Annotated in this window: 15 protein-coding genes and 1 pseudogene; 12 read left to right on the top strand and 4 right to left on the bottom strand. The window is 65.3% G+C overall.

All coding sequences use genetic code 11. The features are described 5' to 3' along the window. The 4 genes and pseudogenes from DSM100688_RS11480 to DSM100688_RS11465 all read left to right on the top strand — a co-directional run. Nucleotides 1-439, top strand: a pseudogene (locus DSM100688_RS11480) (hypothetical protein); the annotation flags it as partial. Between the two features lie 177 nt (nucleotides 440-616). Next, nucleotides 617-1,306, top strand: a complete 690-nt coding sequence (locus tag DSM100688_RS11475; protein ID WP_152359216.1) for a hypothetical protein — start codon at nucleotides 617-619, stop codon at nucleotides 1,304-1,306. A 144-nt stretch (nucleotides 1,307-1,450) separates the two neighbouring features. Further along, nucleotides 1,451-1,720, top strand: a complete 270-nt coding sequence (gene rpsO, locus DSM100688_RS11470; protein ID WP_152359215.1) for a 30S ribosomal protein S15 — start codon at nucleotides 1,451-1,453, stop codon at nucleotides 1,718-1,720. A 367-nt stretch (nucleotides 1,721-2,087) separates the two neighbouring features. Beyond that, nucleotides 2,088-4,820 (top strand): polyribonucleotide nucleotidyltransferase, encoded by a 2,733-nt coding sequence (locus DSM100688_RS11465; RefSeq protein WP_152359214.1) that lies wholly within the window; start codon nucleotides 2,088-2,090, stop codon nucleotides 4,818-4,820. A 182-nt stretch (nucleotides 4,821-5,002) separates the two neighbouring features. Here the strand turns inward: DSM100688_RS11465 and DSM100688_RS11970 are convergent, their stop codons facing one another. Continuing rightward, on the bottom strand, nucleotides 5,003-5,215 hold the full coding sequence (locus DSM100688_RS11970; RefSeq protein ID WP_204316662.1) for a hypothetical protein: 213 nt from the start codon (nucleotides 5,213-5,215) through the stop codon (nucleotides 5,003-5,005). Continuing rightward, nucleotides 5,202-5,471: a BrnT family toxin gene (locus DSM100688_RS11455; RefSeq protein WP_152359213.1), complete on the bottom strand. Its 270-nt coding sequence runs from the start codon at nucleotides 5,469-5,471 to the stop codon at nucleotides 5,202-5,204. Before DSM100688_RS11455 ends, DSM100688_RS11970 begins: the two co-directional genes overlap by 14 nt. A gap of 430 nt (nucleotides 5,472-5,901) precedes the next feature. Here DSM100688_RS11455 and DSM100688_RS11450 point away from each other — a divergent pair, with 430 nt between their 5' ends. From DSM100688_RS11450 to DSM100688_RS11440, 3 genes are all read left to right on the top strand, one after another. Then, complete coding sequence (locus tag DSM100688_RS11450) at nucleotides 5,902-6,468, top strand: LemA family protein (protein ID WP_152359212.1); 567 nt, start codon at nucleotides 5,902-5,904, stop codon at nucleotides 6,466-6,468. A 77-nt stretch (nucleotides 6,469-6,545) separates the two neighbouring features. Continuing rightward, on the top strand, nucleotides 6,546-8,807 hold the full coding sequence (locus DSM100688_RS11445) for a DUF2207 domain-containing protein (RefSeq protein ID WP_152359211.1): 2,262 nt from the start codon (nucleotides 6,546-6,548) through the stop codon (nucleotides 8,805-8,807). A 169-nt stretch (nucleotides 8,808-8,976) separates the two neighbouring features. Further along, nucleotides 8,977-9,843: an aldo/keto reductase gene (locus tag DSM100688_RS11440; RefSeq protein WP_152359210.1), complete on the top strand. Its 867-nt coding sequence runs from the start codon at nucleotides 8,977-8,979 to the stop codon at nucleotides 9,841-9,843. Nucleotides 9,844-9,887: 44 nt separating this feature from the next. Here DSM100688_RS11440 and DSM100688_RS11435 read toward each other — a convergent pair whose 3' ends face one another. Then, nucleotides 9,888-11,387 carry an aminotransferase-like domain-containing protein gene (locus tag DSM100688_RS11435; RefSeq protein WP_152359209.1) on the bottom strand — a complete coding sequence of 500 codons (1,500 nt, stop codon included), beginning with the start codon at nucleotides 11,385-11,387 and terminating at the stop codon, nucleotides 9,888-9,890. 208 nt (nucleotides 11,388-11,595) lie between these two features. Here DSM100688_RS11435 and DSM100688_RS11430 point away from each other — a divergent pair, with 208 nt between their 5' ends. After that, a complete protein-coding gene (locus tag DSM100688_RS11430) occupies nucleotides 11,596-12,300 on the top strand; it encodes a LysE/ArgO family amino acid transporter (RefSeq protein ID WP_152359208.1) in 705 nt (234 codons plus the stop codon). A 282-nt stretch (nucleotides 12,301-12,582) separates the two neighbouring features. On the opposite strand, the gene DSM100688_RS11425 is transcribed toward DSM100688_RS11430, so the two are convergent. Next, nucleotides 12,583-14,211: a peptidase U32 family protein gene (locus DSM100688_RS11425; RefSeq protein ID WP_152359220.1), complete on the bottom strand. Its 1,629-nt coding sequence runs from the start codon at nucleotides 14,209-14,211 to the stop codon at nucleotides 12,583-12,585. Between the two features lie 382 nt (nucleotides 14,212-14,593). On the opposite strand from DSM100688_RS11425, the gene DSM100688_RS11420 reads away from it, so the two are divergent. The 4 genes from DSM100688_RS11420 to DSM100688_RS11405 all read left to right on the top strand — a co-directional run bounded on the left by DSM100688_RS11420 (nucleotide 14,594) and on the right by DSM100688_RS11405 (nucleotide 19,065). After that, nucleotides 14,594-15,595, top strand: coding sequence for a purine nucleoside phosphorylase YfiH/LACC1 family protein (locus tag DSM100688_RS11420; protein WP_152359219.1), 1,002 nt, complete (start codon nucleotides 14,594-14,596; stop codon nucleotides 15,593-15,595). Between the two features lie 107 nt (nucleotides 15,596-15,702). After that, nucleotides 15,703-16,602 carry an IspD/TarI family cytidylyltransferase gene (locus tag DSM100688_RS11415; RefSeq protein WP_152359207.1) on the top strand — a complete coding sequence of 300 codons (900 nt, stop codon included), beginning with the start codon at nucleotides 15,703-15,705 and terminating at the stop codon, nucleotides 16,600-16,602. 110 nt (nucleotides 16,603-16,712) lie between these two features. After that, nucleotides 16,713-17,408, top strand: coding sequence for a pyroglutamyl-peptidase I (locus tag DSM100688_RS11410; protein ID WP_152359206.1), 696 nt, complete (start codon nucleotides 16,713-16,715; stop codon nucleotides 17,406-17,408). 301 nt (nucleotides 17,409-17,709) lie between these two features. After that, nucleotides 17,710-19,065, top strand: a complete 1,356-nt coding sequence (locus DSM100688_RS11405) for a DivIVA domain-containing protein (protein ID WP_152359205.1) — start codon at nucleotides 17,710-17,712, stop codon at nucleotides 19,063-19,065. Nucleotides 19,066-19,086: the final 21 nt, after the last annotated feature.

Genomic DNA, 19,086 nt, shown 5'->3' with positions numbered 1-19,086 from the left:
CCGCACTGATCGGTCACAAGCGCATCGAACACTGCTTCGCACGGTGGCGGCAGTCGTTCAAAGCGGCAAACGACAGCGCCGGCACCGGCGCGCGTCGCAACGATCACAACAGTGCCGGGGGGGGGGGGTATCCGATGCCGCATCCGACCCGCATGCCGCGTCGGCCGACGGCACCGAATTCAACGTCGACTCCGGCAAGCGCGTCATCGTCGTCCCCGGCCGCCAGTCGAACGAACCCGACGATGACGTACGTGACCTGCTCATCGCGCAGCAGGTCCGCCGCATCGACGAACTCGAGCATCGCGTCGAGATGCTCAACATCATTCTGCGGAAACGTCGCGCAAAGTCACGGCCGTGCGACATTGCGGATGACGATGGCACTGCCGTGGCCGACGACTCGAGCGATACGACTAACGTCATCGATCCGTCCGCAGCCTGAGATCCTGGATCGTCAACAATCGGCCGGCAGTCGTCGTGGCTTCGCAAAGTGCGCGCAGACATCATAATCGCGCGCACGTTGCGAAGCATACGCGCGCAAGCCGTCATCGACCCGCTGGGAAGAGCGCCGCGTACAGTATTCATGCAGAAGCAGAACGCATACCGAAAAGGCGGTCGCATGGCAGGATCGGCGCAATCGACGGACGGGTCGAACGAGGTCGCGGAAATCGTCGACGGCAGACTCGAGGAGGTCGACGTGTCGAAGCATCCCACGCCGTCCATCCCGGAGTCGGACCTGTCGCTCGCCGATCTCGAACGTCGCCGCTCGCACCCCGCGCAGTGGATCGCATACGTGGCCGCCGTGCTCGTCGCGATCATCGCACCGTACTGGGTCGGCCGTACACTCGCCGTGCAGCGTACCGCATGGCTCGTCGCGCACATGAGCGCGTTCGATACGCGCGGACTGGTGTTCGTGTCGTGGACGGTCACGCTCGTCGCGCTCACCGGACTGGGCATGGCCGTGGTCGAGTCGCAGACGTGGCTGTGGCGCATCGTGTTCGTGGTCGGACTCGCCGCGGAGCAGTTCATCGCCGGGCTGAGTCTGTTGAAGTTCGACTTCTGGTATTCGACGTACGTGGTGTACGGCAAGGCCGCGTATCTGGCGAACGCGACGAACCTCGGCATCATCGCGGCCGGGTTCGCGGTGGCCGTGTATGCGGTGGTGTGGGTCGGGCTGTTGGTCGCGATCCGCAAGGACTCGCCGCTGAACGTGCTGACGCGCAGTTGGGCGTCGTTCATTCTGTTCTTCGCGATCGAGGCGATCGCGCTGCTCGTCGTGCTGTTCGGCGGGCTGCTGACGACGGTGTGACGCGCGGATGGCCGCTGCGTTGCCGTGCGGAATCGGCAAGTCCGCACGGCAACGTACACTATCTCTTTGGCGTGTTTCGCCCGCGGATAGAGAGCGCGTCGGCACTGGGCCGGCAGCACCGCGCAGCAACATAAGGAGGATGCCGTGGCACTTACGGCTGAAGAAAAGCAGGACATCATCGCCAAGTTCGCTACCCACGAAGGTGACACGGGTTCGCCGGAGGTTCAGGTCGCGCTGCTGAGCAAGCGCATCGCCGACCTGACCGAGCACCTCAAGGAGCACAAGCACGATCACCACTCCCGTCGTGGTCTGCTGCTGATGGTCGGTGATCGTCGTCGTATGCTCGACTATCTCAAGCGCGTCGACATCAACCGTTACCGCGCCCTGATCGAGAAGCTGGGTCTGCGCCGATAACAACCTTTTGCGCCCGGGCAATTATTGCTCGGGCGCTTTTGCGTGGTATCGCGCGCATCACGAGGTGTGACGGGCACGGGGTGTGTCTGTCTGAGGGTGAAACGCAAAATATAACTAAGTCTGGAATCTGACAGAGGAACGGCGCGGGAGAGTCCCGCGCACCGAACACGAATGAGGACGGACGGCAGGCGTCGGGAGGAAGAGACGCACGGCGGGCCGTCCACGATCGGAACGACGGGTACGCAAGTACGCACGTATGGCAGAGGAATGGCTTGGCCGGGCGGATGGCATGATCGCCATGACAGCAGGTCCGGCAAAAGCAGTAGGTAACTGTAGGAAATAACAGAAAACACAAAGGAGGAACCCTATGGAGGGTCCCGAAATCAAGGCCGTTGAGGCCGTTATCGACAATGGATCGTTTGGCAAGCGCACGCTGCGGTTCGAGACGGGTCGTCTTGCGCAGCAGGCGGACGGCGCGGTGGCCGCCTATCTCGACGACGATTCGATGATCCTGTCCACCACCACCGCCGGTTCCAGCCCGAAGGAGAACTACGACTTCTTCCCGCTGACCGTCGACGTGGAAGAGAAGATGTACGCCGCGGGCAAGATCCCGGGCTCGTTCTTCCGCCGCGAAGGCCGTCCGTCGAGCGAGGCCATCCTCGCCTGCCGCATCATCGACCGTCCGCTGCGCCCGCTGTTCCCGCACACGCTGCGCAACGAGGTGCAGGTCGTCGAGACCGTCCTCGCCATCAACCCGGACGATGCGTACGATGTCATCGCGCTGAACGCGGCCTCCGCGTCCACGATGATCTCCGGTCTGCCGTTCTCCGGCCCGGTCTCCGGTGTGCGTCTGGCGCTGATCGACGGCCAGTGGGTCGCGTTCCCGCGCTGGAGCGAGCGTGAGCGCGCCGTGTTCGAGATCGTGGTCGCCGGCCGCGTGATCGAGAACGGCGACGTCGCGATCGCCATGATCGAGGCCGGCGCCGGCAAGAACGCCTGGCACCTCATCTACGACGAAGGCCAGACCAAGCCGGACGAGACCGTCGTGGCTCAGGGCCTCGAGGCCGCCAAGCCGTTCATCAAGGTCATCTGCGAGGCGCAGAACGAACTCAAGGAGAAGGCCGCGAAGGCCACCAAGGAGTTCCCGCTGTTCCCGGAGTACACCGACGAACTGTACAAGCGCATCGACGAGATCGCGCACGAGGACCTCAACGAGGCGCTGTCCATCGCGGAGAAGCTGCCGCGTCAGGACCGCATCCACGAGATCAAGGAGCACGTGCGCGAGATCCTCGCCAACGAGTTCACCGACATGGACGACGCCGAGAAGGAGAAGGAACTCGGCAACGCGTTCAAGGAGCTGCAGCGCCAGATCGTGCGCCGCCGCATCCTCACCGAGGACTACCGTATCGACGGCCGCGGTCTCAAGGACATCCGCACCCTGTCGGCCGAAGTCGACATCGTGCCGCGCGTCCACGGCTCCGCCCTCTTCCAGCGCGGCGAGACCCAGATCCTGGGCGTCACCACGCTGAACATGCTCAAGATGGAGCAGCAGATCGACGCGCTGTCCGGCCCGCAGACCAAGCGCTACATGCACAACTACGAGATGCCGCCGTACTCCACCGGCGAAACCGGCCGCGTCGGCTCCCCGAAGCGCCGCGAGATCGGCCACGGCGCCCTCGCCGAGAAGGCCCTCGTGCCGGTGCTGCCGAGCCGCGAGGAGTTCCCGTACGCGATCCGTCAGGTCTCCGAGGCCATCGGCTCCAACGGCTCCACCTCGATGGGCTCCGTGTGCGCCTCCACCCTGTCCCTGCTCGCCGCGGGCGTGCCGCTGAAGGCCCCGGTCGCGGGCATCGCCATGGGCCTCGTGTCCGGCGACGTGGACGGCCAGCACATCTACAAGACCCTGACCGACATCCTGGGCGCCGAGGACGCGTTCGGCGACATGGACTTCAAGGTCGCCGGCACCAGCGAGTTCATCACCGCGCTGCAGCTCGACACCAAGCTCGACGGCATCCCGGCCGACATCCTCGCCGGCGCCCTCCAGCAGGCGCACGAGGCTCGCGCCACGATCCTCGACCTCATCAACGAGTGCATCGACGGCCCGGCCGAGATGAGCGAGTACGCCCCGCGCATCATCACCACCACCGTCCCGGTCGACAAGATCGGCGAGATCATCGGCCCGAAGGGCAAGAACATCAACCAGATCCAGGAGGACACCGGCGCGGAGATCGCCATCGAGGATGACGGTACCGTGTTCATCTCCTCCGAAGGCGGCGAGGCGGCCGAGAAGGCCAAGGCCATCATTGACCAGATCGCCAACCCGCACGTGCCGCAGGCCGGCGAAACGTACAACGGCAAGGTCGTCAAGACCACGTCGTTCGGCGCGTTCGTCAACCTGACCCCGGGCACCGACGGTCTGCTGCACATCTCGCAGATCCGCAACCTCGCCAACGGCGAGCGCATCGACGCGGTCGAGGACGTGCTCAAGGAAGGCGACACCGTCGAGGTCGTCGTGCAGGGCGTGGATGATCGCGGCAAGATCAGCCTCGCGATCCCGGGCTTCGAGGATCAGGAATCCGGCGCCGGCCGCGGTGGCCGTGGCGCCGATCGCGGCGATCGCGGCGGTGACCGTGACGACCGTCGTCGTGCGCCGCGTCGCGACCGTGACGACCGTCGCTCCGACCGTGACTACGACGACCGTCCGCGCCGTTCGCGCCGCGACGATCACGATGACGATTACGATGATCGTCCGCGCCGCCGTCGTGCCGATCGTGACGATTACGATCGTGATGATCGCCGTGATGATCGCCGTGCGTCTCGTGACGATCGTGACGATCGCGATTACGACGATCGTCCGCGCCGTTCGCGTCGTTCCGATCGCGACTACGACGATCGTGACGATCGCCGTTCCGACCGCGACGACCGTCGCTCGTCCCGTGACGACCGTGACGATCGTCCGCGCCGCTCCTCGCGCCGCGACGACCGCAACCCGCGCTACGCCACCGACGAAAACTACGACGAGTACCGCGCCGACCGCGTCGAGCGCACCGAGCGCCCGCGCCGCCGCGTCCGTCGCGACTTCGATCCGTTCGAGGACTGATCGTCCTCTCACGGAATGGCTCCCCTCTCTGAGGGGAGCTGTCAGACGACAGTCTGACTGAGGGGAGCACGTGGGCTTGAGCCCGCAATATCCTCTCCTGACAGGTGCGCAGCATATGGGTGTGGCCCGTCACCATCCGTGGTGACGGGCCACACCCATATCCGCCGCGATGCGGCGTGCGTTCAGCGAGTCGTTTGCGCCGCCGGCTCGGATCGCGGCGATTCAGCCACCGCCCACGCCGGCACCGTTAAGGTGATACGCGGACCCAAAGGCGGGTGATGCTCGACAATGGGATGCTCCATATCGAAGAACTCGAGTACGTCATCGCCGTTATCGAACATGCGGTCCAACTCTTCGGCGCTAATGCGGCGTTTGCCGTCTTTAGTGGCGATCATAGATTGCCTCCTCGTTTTTTCGTGAACGGCGTACGGATATGATCCGAATGCGTGCTCCTCTCATGGTGATGACTGCCGTCCAATGCTTACCGTCAATCATACCGAGCACAAGATATCGCGCGGTGTCGTTGCCGGGATTATTGGATCGGAGCATCACCGTTTTGCTTCCGTCCCATAGTCGCTGCGCCTCATCGAAATCGATGCCGTGCTTGGCGAGGTTGTGCATGCTTTTCGCATTGTCGTACTCAAACTCCATGCGTATGCCTCTCCAGTGGTGACAGGGAATGGTGGCATGCGGTAGATACATGATTGTTCTGCGGTGCCGGTGATGTCATGATGGTTCCTTTCGGTTGATAACGCGTGGCGGGCGGTCTGTGCCCGGTGAGGCGACCGTATCCGGTGCCGACCGCTGCGCGCAATGCAAACCGAGGTATGTGGTCGAATGGTCGAGTTATCCACATTCGGCGGCGTGTCTGTCCACATATATTGTGGATAACCGGTTGCGCCACGGACGGGTAGTGAGTGGCGGTTTTGTCTCGCTGACGGGTGCGTCAGTGAGACAAAACCGCCACTCGGCGTATGGAGCCGACAGCCGGCCGTGCGGCGGTATCCGAGGTGTGTGGAAGAATGACAGGTAATCGACTGTGCGATCGATGAGGGGACCGAACCGCAAAGGAGCAAGCACGATGATATGGGTCATCATTATTCTGATCATTCTGGCGGCGCTGGTGCTATGGGGCGTCAGCGCCTACAACGGGTTGGTGACGCTGCGCAACCGCGTGAAGAACGGCTGGGCGCAGATCGACGTGCAGCTCAAACAGCGCGCCGACCTCATTCCGAACCTCGTGGAGACAGTCAAGGGGTACGCCGGCCATGAGTCGACCGTGCTCACACAGGTGACCGCCGCCCGCGCCGGCGTCGTCGCTGCCGCCAACGACCCGAACGCGACGACCGTGCAGCGTGCCGCCGCCGAAAACGCGCTGTCCCGCGCACTCGTCAACCTGCAGGCCACGGCCGAAGCCTATCCGCAGCTGCAGGCCAACCAGAACTTCCTGGACCTGCAGGGCCAGCTCAAGCAGCTCGAATCGAAGATCGCGTACGCACGCCAGTTCTACAACGACATCGTCCTCAAATACAACAACGCCACCGAAACCGTGCCGACCAACATCGTCGCCGGCCTGTTCCACTTCGGGCAGGCCGACTACTTCCAGGCCGACGACGCAGCGCGTCAGGTGCCGCAGGTCAAGTTCTGATGATCGTGAGTCGGTGCTGTACGCGCCAACGGACATAGGCCCGCGACGATCCGGGCAACGACAGGAAGGGGAGTCATATGAGTGCCAAACGCGCCGGCAGATCCGCGTTCATCGCGGCGCTCGTCGTCATACTGGTGTTCGGCGGATCGCTGCTCGCCGACACGTTTGGCGGCGACGCTCCCGATCTGAGCTATCGTACGCTCGACTATGACGTAACCGTACAATCCGACGGCAGCCTCGTCGTCACCCAACACATCGACATGCGCCTGCGCAAACGCACCGATGACGACGACAACGTGCGCCCGTGGAAACAGCTCTACCAGCAGTACCAGCTCAACGGCACCAACCTGTCCGACATCACCGACATCAGCGTGCGCAACGCCACCACCGGGCAGACCTACACGCAAGCCAAGCCACGCCTGCCGGACGGCGTCAGCGAAACCGAATGGAACAGCGACTGGGCGAACCATTGGTACATCGCCGACGCGACCGGTTCCACGCTGGAACCATACGAGCCGATCGTCGACGGCTATCCGATCGGCAATGGGGACGCGCGGCTCAAAACCATCGAAATCGGCTGGAACATCCCCTACACCACCAAGGCCGACAGCCTCAAATTCGACGTGACCTTCACCCTCGTCGGCACGACCACGCTCTACGACGACGTCGCCACATTCCAGTGGGAGCCGTTCGGCAAGTCGAATCAGACGCCGATCGGCAAGGTCACCGGCACCGTGCGTTTCCCGGGCGGCATCACGGCCGACGACTCGTGGGCGTGGCTGCACTATACCGGCATGTCCGAGACCACGCGCGGCGACGATGGATCGCTGCGGTTCACGGCGAACGACGTGCGCGCGGGCGAATATCTCGACGTGGTGGCCGCCTACGATGCCGACGTGGTCAAGGAGCCGTCATGGTGGAAAGGCAGGGACAACGTCGGCAGTCGGTCCGGCGATTGGATACGGCGGGGCGGCGGCGAACGTCTCGCATGGCTGCAGCAGGACGAGACCCGGCAGGAGACCGCATGGCGCGACAGCCAGCGGGCAAGCGCGCAACGACGGCTCGCGCTGTGGGCCATACTGGCGCTCGTCGGACTGATACTGTGCGTGATCGCGGTCGTCGCGGCATGCCGCAGTCAGCGCGGAGCACAATACCGCGGTGATATCGAATACTGGCGTGAGCCGCCCGACGTCAGTCCCGCGTCGGCGGCACGGCTGGCGGACGTGCTCGGACTGGACGCGCACGGTACGCTCAGTTCGCGGCGGATGACGGCGACCGTGCTGTCGCTCGCCTCCAAAAAAGCCATCGCGATCTATCCCGGACCGATGAGCATGTACCGCGGCATCGACCTGAGCGATGCGCACGACGCCGACATCGCCACGATGATCGGTGCCAACCCGGCCGACGCGAACGCCGCTGCCGACACCAGCACACTGGTACTGCTGCCGGTGTGCTTCGACGACCATGCGCGGGCGGAACTGCGGCTCAGCCAGTCCGAGGATGCCACGCTGCGCCTGTTCGAGGCGATCTCGCGGCGGGTCGGCGGGCCGGTGTTCGACCTCGAACGTATGAAATCGGCGTGCAAGAATTGGAAGAGCGGGTACCAGTCGCTTGAGCGGTACGAGACCGCATGCGCGAACGAGTTCGCGATGCTCGGCGCGACCCGATCCTGCGGTGCCGGCGCAACCGTGGCCGGCGGCTTCGGCTTGGCCGTATCGATTATCGACGTTGTGGCATTCGGCATGGGGAACAACGTGGCGTTGGCGCTGCTCGTCGCCGCGCCCACCATGTTCTTCAGCCTGTTCGCGCTGATCTACGCACAGCATACGGCGTTGACCGACGCCGGGCAGCGGGTCGCCGGGCAGGTGCGCGGCCTGTACCGGTATCTGGTCGATTTTTCGGACTTCTCGGATCGCGGCGCGGCCGATCTGGTGCTGTGGGACCGTTACCTCGTGTATGCGGCGGCGCTCGGCATCTCCGAACAGGTACTGCGTGAGCTGGCGAAGGCCTATCCGCAAGTGACCGATCCGGACTGGCTTGATTCCAACGCCTCCGACTCGGTGCTGTACTGGCACTACCGGCCGTACGGGTGGCGGCATGATCATGCGGGCGGTGCGGTTTCCGGCATGAGCGGGCCGTTCGGCGTTGACGCGTCCTCGTTCAGTGCGAACTTCGGCGACATCGGCGCGCAGCTCGACGCCGGGTTCGCCGACATCCGCTCCACGATTCAGGCAGCGGCGCCATCGTCGTCCTCGTCGTCCGGCGGGTCGTTCTCGGGCGGCGGCGGATTCGGCGGGTCGTCCGGCGGGTCCGGCGGCGGGTCGTTCGGCGGCAGATGAGCCGCGACACGCCGATCGGGTGAACACGACACGCATGATGCGGCATCGGGTTCGGTGGCATTCCGGGGATCTCGGCATCGCATCGTGCGTGTCGTGATCAGTCGCCCGGCGTGTCGCCCATGGCGTATCGTGAACAGGGACACCGCATCACCGATCATCACAGGAGAACATCATGCTGCACCGCAATCTCGGACCGTTCGACACCACCGCCATCGGCCACGGCGAAATGCCGCTGACCATCGAAAACAATCGCGGCCACGATGTCGGCATCGAAACGCTGCACGCCTCACTCGACGCGGGCTGCCGCCACATCGACACCGCGTGGGCTTACTACACGCCCGGCGAGGAGGAGCAGACCGGCGAAAAGCTCGTCCGTGAAGCCCTCGACACGTGGCACGGCCCGAAGGACGAAGTCCTCGTCGCCACCAAGATCGGCCTGCGCCGCGCCTACGACGACGCCGGCAAGCCGATCTGGCCGCGCGACGGCAAGCCCGAGCATTTGCTGCGCTACGGCAAGGAATCCGCGATGGCGCTCGGCGTCGACACCATCGACCTGCTGTACATGCACCGCCACGACCCGGAGGTGCCGTACAACGAGTCCATCGAGGCGTTGAAGCAGCTCGTCGACGAGGGCGTCGCGCAGTACGCGGGCGTGTCCAACGTGACCATCGAACAGCTCGACATCGCGCGCGGCATCCTCGGCGACAAGCTCATCGCCGTGCAGAACCAGTACTCGCCGATCCACCTCGACACGCAGGACACACTCGACTACTGCGCCAAGCTCGGCCTTGCATTCGTGTGTTGGAGCCCGCTCGGCGGCTACCGCCACCCGTACGACGAAACCAAGTTCGACCCGTTCCGCGAGGTCGCGGCCAAGCACGGCGTGAGCTACCAGCAGGTCGTGCTCGCGTGGGAGCTCGCCAAGGGCGACCACATGTTCGTGATCCCTGGCGCGCACCGCCCCGAAACCATCCTTGACAGCCTCAAGGCCGGCGAGCTCCAGCTCGACGACGAGGATTTCGCCAAGCTCGGCTGAACGTTCCGGCTGAACGTTCCGGCTAAGCGCGCTGATCGCACCGATCACGCACCCAGCTCGCGGGCGGTCGCGGCCAATACCGCCGCCGCCCGCGCGAACTCCTCGGGCGTTGTGTACGAATAGCTCAGGCGCAGTGAATTATCGCCCTCGAAATCGTAGATATCGCCCGGATTGAGCAGTACCCCGCGATCCAACGCCAGCTGGAACAGACGGCCCGTCTTGATCGGCCGGTCGAACGTCAGCCAGATGTAGAATCCGCCCTGCGGCACCACCCAATGCGCGATCCCGCCGAACAACCGATCCAACGTCTCCGCCGCCGCGTCGCGCCGCCGCCGCAGCTCGCGTTTCAACCCGACCAGATACTCGTCGTAGAGCCCGCTGGTCAAAAACCTCGCATACACCCACTGGCTGAGCACGCTCGCGCCGTAATCCATCTGCATCTTCACGTCGGCCAACCGGTGCACGATCGACCGGTCCGCCACGATCCAGCCAATGCGCAACCCCGGCGCAAGCGCCTTCGACGCGCTGCCAAGCGTGATCACCATGCCGGTCTCGTCCAGCGACTTCAACGGCGTCGGCATGCCATTGTTGCCGTCGTTGCCGTCGTCGCCGTCGCCAAAGTACAGATCCTGATACGCGCCGTCCTCGATGATCGGCAGACGGTTCGCCACGCAGCAGTCGATCAGCGCACGCCGCCGCGCGTCGCTCATCGTCACGCCGGTCGGATTGTGATTCGTCGGAATCGTATACAGCACCGCGTCCCGCCGCACGTCGCGCCCATCCAGCAACGACTGCAGTGCGCCGAGATCGATGCCCTCCCCGTCCATCGGCACGCCCGCCAATCGCATGCCCGCCGACTGGAACACCTGCAGCGACTTGATGTAGCTCGGTGCCTCCGCGATCACCGTCGACCCGGCCGACAGCAGACTCACCGAAATCATCTGCAACGCCTGCAACGCACCGGACGTCACGAGAATCTGCTCCGGTTGGCAGTCGACGCCGGTCGCGCGCATGTGCGCGGCGATCGCCTCGCGCAGTGACGGCAATCCCTCCGGCGGCGGATAGCTGAGCGAGGCGATCTCGGCCGCCGCCTCGCCGGCCACGCGCCGCCACATGTCGCGCGGGAACAGCCGCGGATCGAGTTCGCCCGTGCCAAGCCGCGTGACGCCGGGCGTGAACTCCATGCGGTTGATGGTCTGGATCGTCGCGTTGTTCGCCTTGAAGAACCCGGACGACACGTAATCCGCCCAATCGGGCGCGCCGGGCAGCATCAGCGACCACGTGTTGCTCACGATGCGCGTGCCCGCGCCGTGCAGTCCCTCCACGATGCCGTAGTCGGCGAGCTCGTTGATCGCGGCGATCACGGTGGATCGGTTCACCTGGAAGCCTTCCGCAAGGGTGCGCTGCGAGGGCAGACGCGAGCCGATCGGCCACGCGCCGGACGAGATCTGGCGGCACATGTAGTCGACGATCTGCTCGGTGACGGGCGTGGGGGAGGTGCGGTCGGGCTTCCAGTCGATGGTGAGCGGGGTGATGCGCGGCATGGGCGGCTCGATTCTGCGATTGATGTGGTGACGGGTGATTTGGTTTGGTTGGGATGGTCCGGTGATATTTGGCTGGTTGATGACTGCGGTTACACCAGTAGAATACATGATGGAATCGATGAAACTCGCGGATTATGCGGGTTTGTTTGGATGATTTGGCTGGGTGAGTATGAACCAGCCAAATCGGAATGGTTGAGTAGGGGTGGACATGGGGTTCTATCTGCAGGGATTGACGATGGGATTGGCGTACATCGCGCCGATTGGCATGCAGAATCTGTTCGTCATCAATTCGGCGCTCACCCGCACGCGCCGCAACGCGCTCATCACCGCAGTCATCGTCATCTGCTTCGACATGGCATTGTCACTGTCGTGCTTCTTTGGCATCGGTGCGCTCATGCAGGCGCATCCATGGCTGCAGACCATCGTGCTCGGGCTCGGCGGCATCGTCGTCGTGAAGATCGGCATGGGACTGGTGCTGCCGAAGCGGTGGCAACCCGGGGTTGTCCACACTTCGGCGCAAACCACCGAGACGAACGCGACGGCGAACGTGGCTCCGGTGTCGAACGCGACCGCGTCGTCCTCCGCCCCCGCCCAGCGTCTCGGCATGCGCGGCCTGCTCGACACCATCGGCACCGCATGCGTGGTCACGTGGTTCAACCCGCAGGCGCTCATCGACGGTACCCTTATGCTCGGCGCATTCAGCGCCACCCTGAGCGCGCAGGACTCCACCCCGTTCATCACCGGCGTGGAAACCGCGTCCGTGCTGTGGTTCCTCACCATCACGCTGGTCGTCAACGCGTTCGCGCACAAGTTCAGCCCGCGCATCATCGAGGTGCTCAACCGGGTGTGCGGCGGCGTGATCGTGCTCTACGGCATCAAGCTGCTCGTCGACTTCGCGCTCGCCGTGCTGTGACGGGGACCGGCTCTTTCTGATTACGTCGGAACGCATCGGGTTGAGTGGCTTTCTGCAAAGTGAGAGGCAGATTCGAGCCGATGCACGGGTCTTTCTCAAAACTGAGAGGCAGCCTTTGAGCTCAATACGCCTGTAGCACCTCTAATCCCCATGATGTTTCGACGTTATGGGATGGGTGTGGTGGGTGATGGAGAGGAAAGGCTGCCTCTCACTTTGCAGAAAGACCCGTGCATCGGCTCGAATCTGCCTCTCAGTTTTGAGAAAGCGGTGTCGGGCCGTCAGCTACTCCGCCTTGAGGGTCGGTTTCTTCGTGCGCGAGCGGATCGCGGCGTTGTGCGGCACCGGATGCGGGCATGGCATCGAGAACACGTGCGCCGGATTGTTGATCGCCTCGACCCAATGGCCATCCGCGTCGCGGAATCCGCCCGCCGGCACGGTGTAGGCGAACGGGCGCTCTCCCGGCAGCAGGAACTCGATCTCTTGGCCGGCCTCGATCTTGTTGCGGCTCATCAGCGTCACTCGCCCGCCCTCGTCCGGCGTCCAGTCGAGCACCTCGCCCACCACCATCCACGCGCGGAAATACGCGGAACGGTCGGTGTTCTGGCTCACCTTGTGCTCCGGATAGTAGAAGCCGGTCGAATAATCGCGGTGCGCGACCTTGTCGGGCTCCTCCAGCAGCCACTCAGGCAGCGTGACCGGTTCCGCTGGGCGGATCTTCGCGTGATGCCAGCCTTCGGGCAGCACCTCCTCGGCCGTGTTCGACTTGCGCCGCGCGCTGCGGGCGCGATAGCTCAGGTCGTCAAGCTGGGAACCGCCGGCCGCGCGGGCCGCGGCGTCCTCGGCTGGCTTCGTGGCGCCTGTGTCCTCCGCGTTCGGTGTGTCGGCATCGGTGTTCCCGCCGAATTCGAGTCCCATATCGCCGCCCGGCATCCCCGCGAATGCCTTGTCCGCGTTGCGCTCGATCGCATCCGGCACCACGGTAATCGACTCCGCGTAATCCGGGTCGCCCTCGCGGATCACCCGGTCGCGGAACGGTTTCAGCATCGCGCCGGAGGCATCCTCGAACCCGCGCTGCACCATGTACTCGTTCACCGCGATCTTGTACGCGTTCGTCATCGCCGCGATGTAATACGCCGACTTCGACCGCCCCTCGATCTTCAGGCTCGTCGCGCCCGAGTCGATGAGGTCGTCGATGTGATCGAGCATGCACATGTCCTGCGAGTTGAACAGATACGCGCCCTCCGCGGTCTGCTCGATCGGGAAGTACTGGCCGGGCCGTTTTTCCTCGACGATCGAATACTTCCAGCGGCACGGCTGCGCGCATTCACCATGGTTGCCGTCGCGGCCGGTCAGATAGTTGGAGAACAGGCAGCGGCCGGAGAACGCCATGCACATCGCGCCGTGCACGAAGCATTCGATGTCCATGTCGTCGGGGATGCGCGCACGGATGTCGCGCACGGCCTGCAAGTCCATCTCGCGTGCGAGCACCACGCGGCGCGCGCCGAACTCGTATAGCGCCTGCGCCGCGCCGTAGTTGGTCACGCCGGCCTGCGTGGAGACGTGCAGTTCCACGTCGGGCGCGATCTGGTGCGCCATCATCATTACGCCAATGTCGGTGACGATCATCGCGTCGATGCCGGTGTCCTTGAGCTGGCCGATGTATTCGCGCATCGCCTCGACTTCGGCGTTGCGCGGCAGCACGTTGAGCGTCACGTACACGCGGGCGCCGCGTTCGTGGGCGTAGCGGGCGCCTTCCTCGAAGTCGGCGAGGCTCAGGTTCTTCGGGGCGGAGCGCATGCCGAACGCCTTGCCGCCGCAGTAGACGGCGTCCGCGCCGAAGTCCACCGCGGTCTTGAGTCCGCGCAGGTTGCCGGCGGGTGCGAGTACCTCGGGTTTGCGGCGGCGCGGCAGTGGTGACGCAGCGGTAGCCGGGGTTGTGGAAAGGATTGATTCGTCGTTAAGCACCAGATCAGTGTAGACGGGCGCCGGTACGGCTTGCGGCGCGGTTCGGCTTGTGATCCGGCCTGGCCGGGCATGCGGTGGCGGGATCGTGCGTCGCCCGTCCGCAGTGGCAGGAATGTCTCGCTGACGAACACGTCAGCGAGACATTCCTGCCACGAGATCGTACGGGTGGCGGAAATGGCTCACGGGGAGGGCGTTCGGCGAGTCGTTCCTGCCACGCACGTGTCTGCGTGGCGGAAAACGCTCGCTGACGGTCCCGTCAGCGAGCGAAAACCGCCACGCGAAAGGGGAGACGAACCGCCCCGCTAGGATGGGAACCATGAGCAACGCGATGAACAACGAACCGCAGCATGACGACGAGATCCTCGACAGCAACGCGATCAGCCCGACCGACGAGCAGGGCAACCCGATCCCGGTGACCATCCCGATCGCGCTCGCCCCCGGCGTGACGGTCGTCTACACCACGCGCCTCGGCGGCGTCAGCGCCGGCGACTACGGCAACTGCAACCTCGGCGGCAAATCCGGCGACGATCCGGCCGCCATGCTGGCGAACCGCGTGGCGCTCGCCAAGCAGATCGGCTGCGGCCTGTCGCTGGTGAGCCAGGTGCATTCCGGCACGGCCGTCGACGTGGACGAGTCGTGGCATCTCAATACGCCGTTCGGCTTCGACGTGTCCGGCGCCGCGGACACCGACGCCGGCGCCGGCCAGCAGCCGACCGTGGTCGAAGCGGACGGCCAGGTGACGACCCGCAAGGGCATCGCACTCGGCATGTTCGCCGCCGACTGCCTGCCGGTGCTGCTCGCCGATCCGGTCGCCGGCGTGATCGGCGCGGCGCATTGCGGCCGTCGTGGCCTCGAACGCGGCGTGATCGGCTCGACCGTCGACCTCATGGTCGCCAAAGGCGCGCAGCGCGAGCGTATCGTCTCCACGCTCGGCCCGCGCATCTGCGGCGACTGCTACGAAGTGGGCGACGACATCGCCGACACGTTCCAGAAGCGCTTCCCGCTCACCAAGACGCAGACCCGCTTCGGCGGCGCCGGCATCGACATCGCCGAAGCCGCGATGATCGACCTCGCGTTCGCCGGCGTCAGCAAGTTCGTCGATTCGATGCCGCGCGTGCACGCCGCGACCCAGTATCTCGAGGCAGATCCCGAACTCGCCGCGCTGTGCGAGACGGACGGCGAAGGCCCGACCGCGCTCGCCGACCGCATCGGCGCCGTGCAGCACAGCATGTGCACGCTCGAGAACCCGCTGTGGTACTCGCATCGTCGCGCCGCGCTCGCCGGCAAGACGCACGAGGGCCGCTTGCTCGCGCTGATCATGCTCCAGTAGTCATCCCCCGCCCGCGACGACCGCAGCGCCCTCGAACCGCGCATATTCCGTGCAGAACTGGTGTGGCGCGCGTCACAGTTGTCCCCGTGCGAATTACGGTGGTGCGTATGAGTCAGAGCAAGAGAGCATCCAACGTCCCCGTGGTGGCGGTCGTGCTGGCGGCCGGCTTCGGCACGCGGTTCGATCCGAACAACCCCAAGCAGCTCGTGGCCGTCGGTGGCAAGCCGATCGTCTGCTGGAGCATCGAGGCGTTCGAATCGAACCCGCGCGTCACCGATATCATCGTCGTGGTCAATCCGACCGTGCGCACCACCGTCGAACGGCTCATCGACGACGCCGGCTATCCGAAGGTCCGCATGATCATCGACGGCGGTGCGGAGCGCGTCGACAGCACCGCGGCCGCGTTGGGCGCGCTCGCCGACGCCGGCATTCCGGCCGACGCGAAGATCCTCATCCATGATGCGGTGCGTCCGTTCGTCGAACAGTCGTCGATCGACGGCTGCATCGACGCGCTGGACGAGCTCGACGCGGCGACCGTCGCGTACGCGAGCACCGATACCGTACTGCTTACGGAGTTCCGCGACGGACGCAAGATCGTGCGGCAGGTGCCGGACCGGCCGCATACGTTCCGTGCGCAGACGCCGCAGGCGTTTCGTTTCGACACGATCCGTCATGCGTACGAACTGGCGTCGGCCGATCCCGGATTCCATCCGACCGACGACACGCGCGTGGTCGTCGACTATCTGCCGGAGTCGTCCGTCGCCGTGGTGGACGGCAGCGAGTCGAATCTGAAGATCACGACGTTGGCCGATCTGCCGATCGCCGAACGCATCGCGCGGCAGCGGCTCGGCGGTGTGGCCGGTACAACCGTGCCGGCGGACGTGGACGCGCTGACCGGCGCCGACGATCGCGCGTACGTCGCGTCGCCGGGCCAGCACATGACCCGCGAAGAGGCGAAGGCGCGCATGCATGCGATCTTCGCCGAGGCCGCGCATCGCATGCGCTGACGGTACGCTGGCCTTGCGTCAGTATGTCCATGCGACCGTGCGGCCGCTCGCCGGTACGCTCGGTCGCACGTCCGCCGCGCGCCACTGCGAAGGCCGGTAGACTGGGCATCATGCAGCAGATCAACGTGGTGATTTCCGGATTCGACCATTACGACGGCATCGACGTGAATCCCGCCGTCGAAGTGCCGCGCGTACTCGCCGAACAGGGACTTGGCGCGGCATCGGACGGCACGTACGACGATCCGCTCGCCGGCGTGCAGGTGAACGTGCGCGCCGTCGCCCTGCCGGTCAGCTTCGCCAACGCATGGCCGGCCCTGCGCGACGTCATCGACACGACGCATCCCGACATCGTCATCGCCACCGGACTCAAGCACACGGCGCGCGGCATCCTGCTCGAACGCTGCGCCACGAACCTCATGGACGCCGCCCGGCCCGACGCGGACAACGCGACGCCGCGCCGCGAGGCGATCAACCCGAACGGCCCCGCCGCCTACTGGACGCGGCTGCCGCTGCGCTCCATCCTCAAGGACTTCGCCCGCGACGGCGTTCCCGCGGCGCTCAGCTCCGACGCCGGCACGTTCGTATGCAACTCGCTGTTCTACAACCTGCTCAACTGGACGGCCACGCAGGATCAGGTGCTCGGCGGGTTCGTGAGTCTGCCACGGGTCGCCGCGCGCGGATTCGACCACGGCGTCGCCCGGCGTGGGCTGCCGCTCGACCGACAGGTCGCCGCCGTGCGCGATGTGGTGCGCGAGGCCGTGCGCTACCGTCGTAGCCCGTCGTCCGGGGACATCCTTATCGACTGACGCATGCGGCTGATGCGTCAATCGATTCATCGGCCGATTCCATGGCCCGGCGCAACGGCCGGGTCGCCATGCGAACCCGTGCGCGACACTATCCGAACCATTGCGCCGCGGCGCTTGCAAGTCGCGGCGTTTCGGGGGACAATCACAGGAGATTTCGACCGGCGATTCGTACAGAGATTGCGACTTCTGTGTGGATGCCGCGCATCCAGCATGTGTTCAGCTCGGATGCGCTAGAGTACCCGTTGTGGGTTGCCCCCGGCCGGGGGCGCGGGGCGTCGAAAGACGGTGAAAGGATACAAGCATGGTGGATCGTTTCCCGATCGTGTTGCGCGGGTACGACAAGGAAAAGGTGGACGAGGCGTTCGAGACCGCGCAGAACACGCTCGTGTCGTTGCGCGAGCAGGTCAAGCAGTATGACGACCAGATTCTGCAGCTGCAGTCCCAGCTGCAGGAGGAGCGCAAGAAGAAGTCAAGCACGAAGGGATCGTTCGCCTCGCTCGGTGCGAACGCGCAGCAGATGCTCGCGTCGGCCGAGCAGACCAGCAACGAGCTGCTGAACCGCGCCAAGCAGGACGCCGCCGCCACGCGCGCCGCCGCTCAGGCTCAGGCCGAGACGCTCATCAACAACGCGAAGCTCGACGCTCAGCACATCGTCGGCGACGCCAACGCGCAGGCGAACGCCCTGCTCAAGGACGCCAAGGACAAGGCGCAGAAGGCCACCTTCGCCGCGAAGGAGGACGCCGCCCAGCTGCGCGCCGAAACCGCGAAGATCGTGTCCGAGCAGCGTCAGTCCACCGACCTCGAGCTGAGCAACGCGCGCGAGGAGCACAACAAGCGCATGGCGTCCGAACGTGCCGCGCAGGAGCGTGAGCTGGCCGACATGAAGACCGAGGCCACGCAGAAGATCGCCGAACAGCGTAAGTCCGCCAACGAGGAGATCACTCGTCTCAAGAGCGAAACCAACGACCAGATCGAAACCGCGCTGGCCGAGGCGAACAAGAAGCTCGCCGACGTGCGCGAGCAGGTGTCCAAGATGATGTCCGACGCGCAGCGCAAGGCCGGTGAGATCACCGACGCCGCCAAGACCAAGGCACAGGAGATCACCGACGAGGCCGAGGTCAAGCGCACGCAGACCATCAGCCAGGTGAGCGCCGAAGTGCAGCAGATCCGCGCCGACATCGCCTCCCAGCAGGACGAGGCCACCAAGAAGGTCAACGACCTGCTCGACCATCTCGAGGAGCGTCGCAAGGCCGCCAAGCAGGAGGCCGACGAGCTCGTCGCCAAGGCGAAGACCGTGCGTCAGGAGGCTGACGCATACGCCGCGTCCAAGCATCAGGAGGCCGACGCCAAGGCCGCCGAGATCCTGCGCAAGGCCGATCAGGACGCCGCCGCGCACATCGAGGAGCGCCGCAAGGCCGCGCAGTCCGAGATCGACGGTCTCGACACGCACATCAAGGAGCTGCAGCAGCGCGAGTCCACGATCACGCAGCATGTGGTCGAACTGCGCGCCATGTTCGCCAACGCGTTCGGCGGCTTCAACGCGGCCACCGAGGCGCCGGCCGACGAGACCGCTGCCGCTGCCGATGCGCCGGCTCCGCAGCAGGCCGCCGATGCGCAGTCGGACGGCGATGCGACCCCGGCCGACGCCGCGAAGTGATCGGTACCATCATCGAGTAAA

Source organism: Bifidobacterium ramosum (genome assembly GCF_009299505.1).
Classification (GTDB): Bacteria; Actinomycetota; Actinomycetes; order Actinomycetales; family Bifidobacteriaceae; genus Bifidobacterium; species Bifidobacterium ramosum.
This window is presented reverse-complemented; position numbering and strand designations above follow the sequence as displayed.

Coding starts and splice junctions, on each gene's coding strand:
- DSM100688_RS11415 (WP_152359207.1), top strand. CDS start 15,703: ATGAGTCAGAGCAAGAGAGCATCCAACGTCCCCGTGGTGGCGGTCGTG.
- DSM100688_RS11430 (WP_152359208.1), top strand. CDS start 11,596: ATGGGGTTCTATCTGCAGGGATTGACGATGGGATTGGCGTACATCGCG.
- DSM100688_RS11420 (WP_152359219.1), top strand. CDS start 14,594: ATGAACAACGAACCGCAGCATGACGACGAGATCCTCGACAGCAACGCG.
- DSM100688_RS11455 (WP_152359213.1), bottom strand. CDS start 5,471: ATGGAGTTTGAGTACGACAATGCGAAAAGCATGCACAACCTCGCCAAG.
- DSM100688_RS11405 (WP_152359205.1), top strand. CDS start 17,710: ATGGTGGATCGTTTCCCGATCGTGTTGCGCGGGTACGACAAGGAAAAG.
- DSM100688_RS11450 (WP_152359212.1), top strand. CDS start 5,902: ATGATATGGGTCATCATTATTCTGATCATTCTGGCGGCGCTGGTGCTA.
- DSM100688_RS11410 (WP_152359206.1), top strand. CDS start 16,713: ATGCAGCAGATCAACGTGGTGATTTCCGGATTCGACCATTACGACGGC.
- DSM100688_RS11435 (WP_152359209.1), bottom strand. CDS start 11,387: ATGCCGCGCATCACCCCGCTCACCATCGACTGGAAGCCCGACCGCACC.
- DSM100688_RS11445 (WP_152359211.1), top strand. CDS start 6,546: ATGAGTGCCAAACGCGCCGGCAGATCCGCGTTCATCGCGGCGCTCGTC.
- DSM100688_RS11475 (WP_152359216.1), top strand. CDS start 617: ATGGCAGGATCGGCGCAATCGACGGACGGGTCGAACGAGGTCGCGGAA.
- DSM100688_RS11465 (WP_152359214.1), top strand. CDS start 2,088: ATGGAGGGTCCCGAAATCAAGGCCGTTGAGGCCGTTATCGACAATGGA.
- DSM100688_RS11970 (WP_204316662.1), bottom strand. CDS start 5,215: ATGATCGCCACTAAAGACGGCAAACGCCGCATTAGCGCCGAAGAGTTG.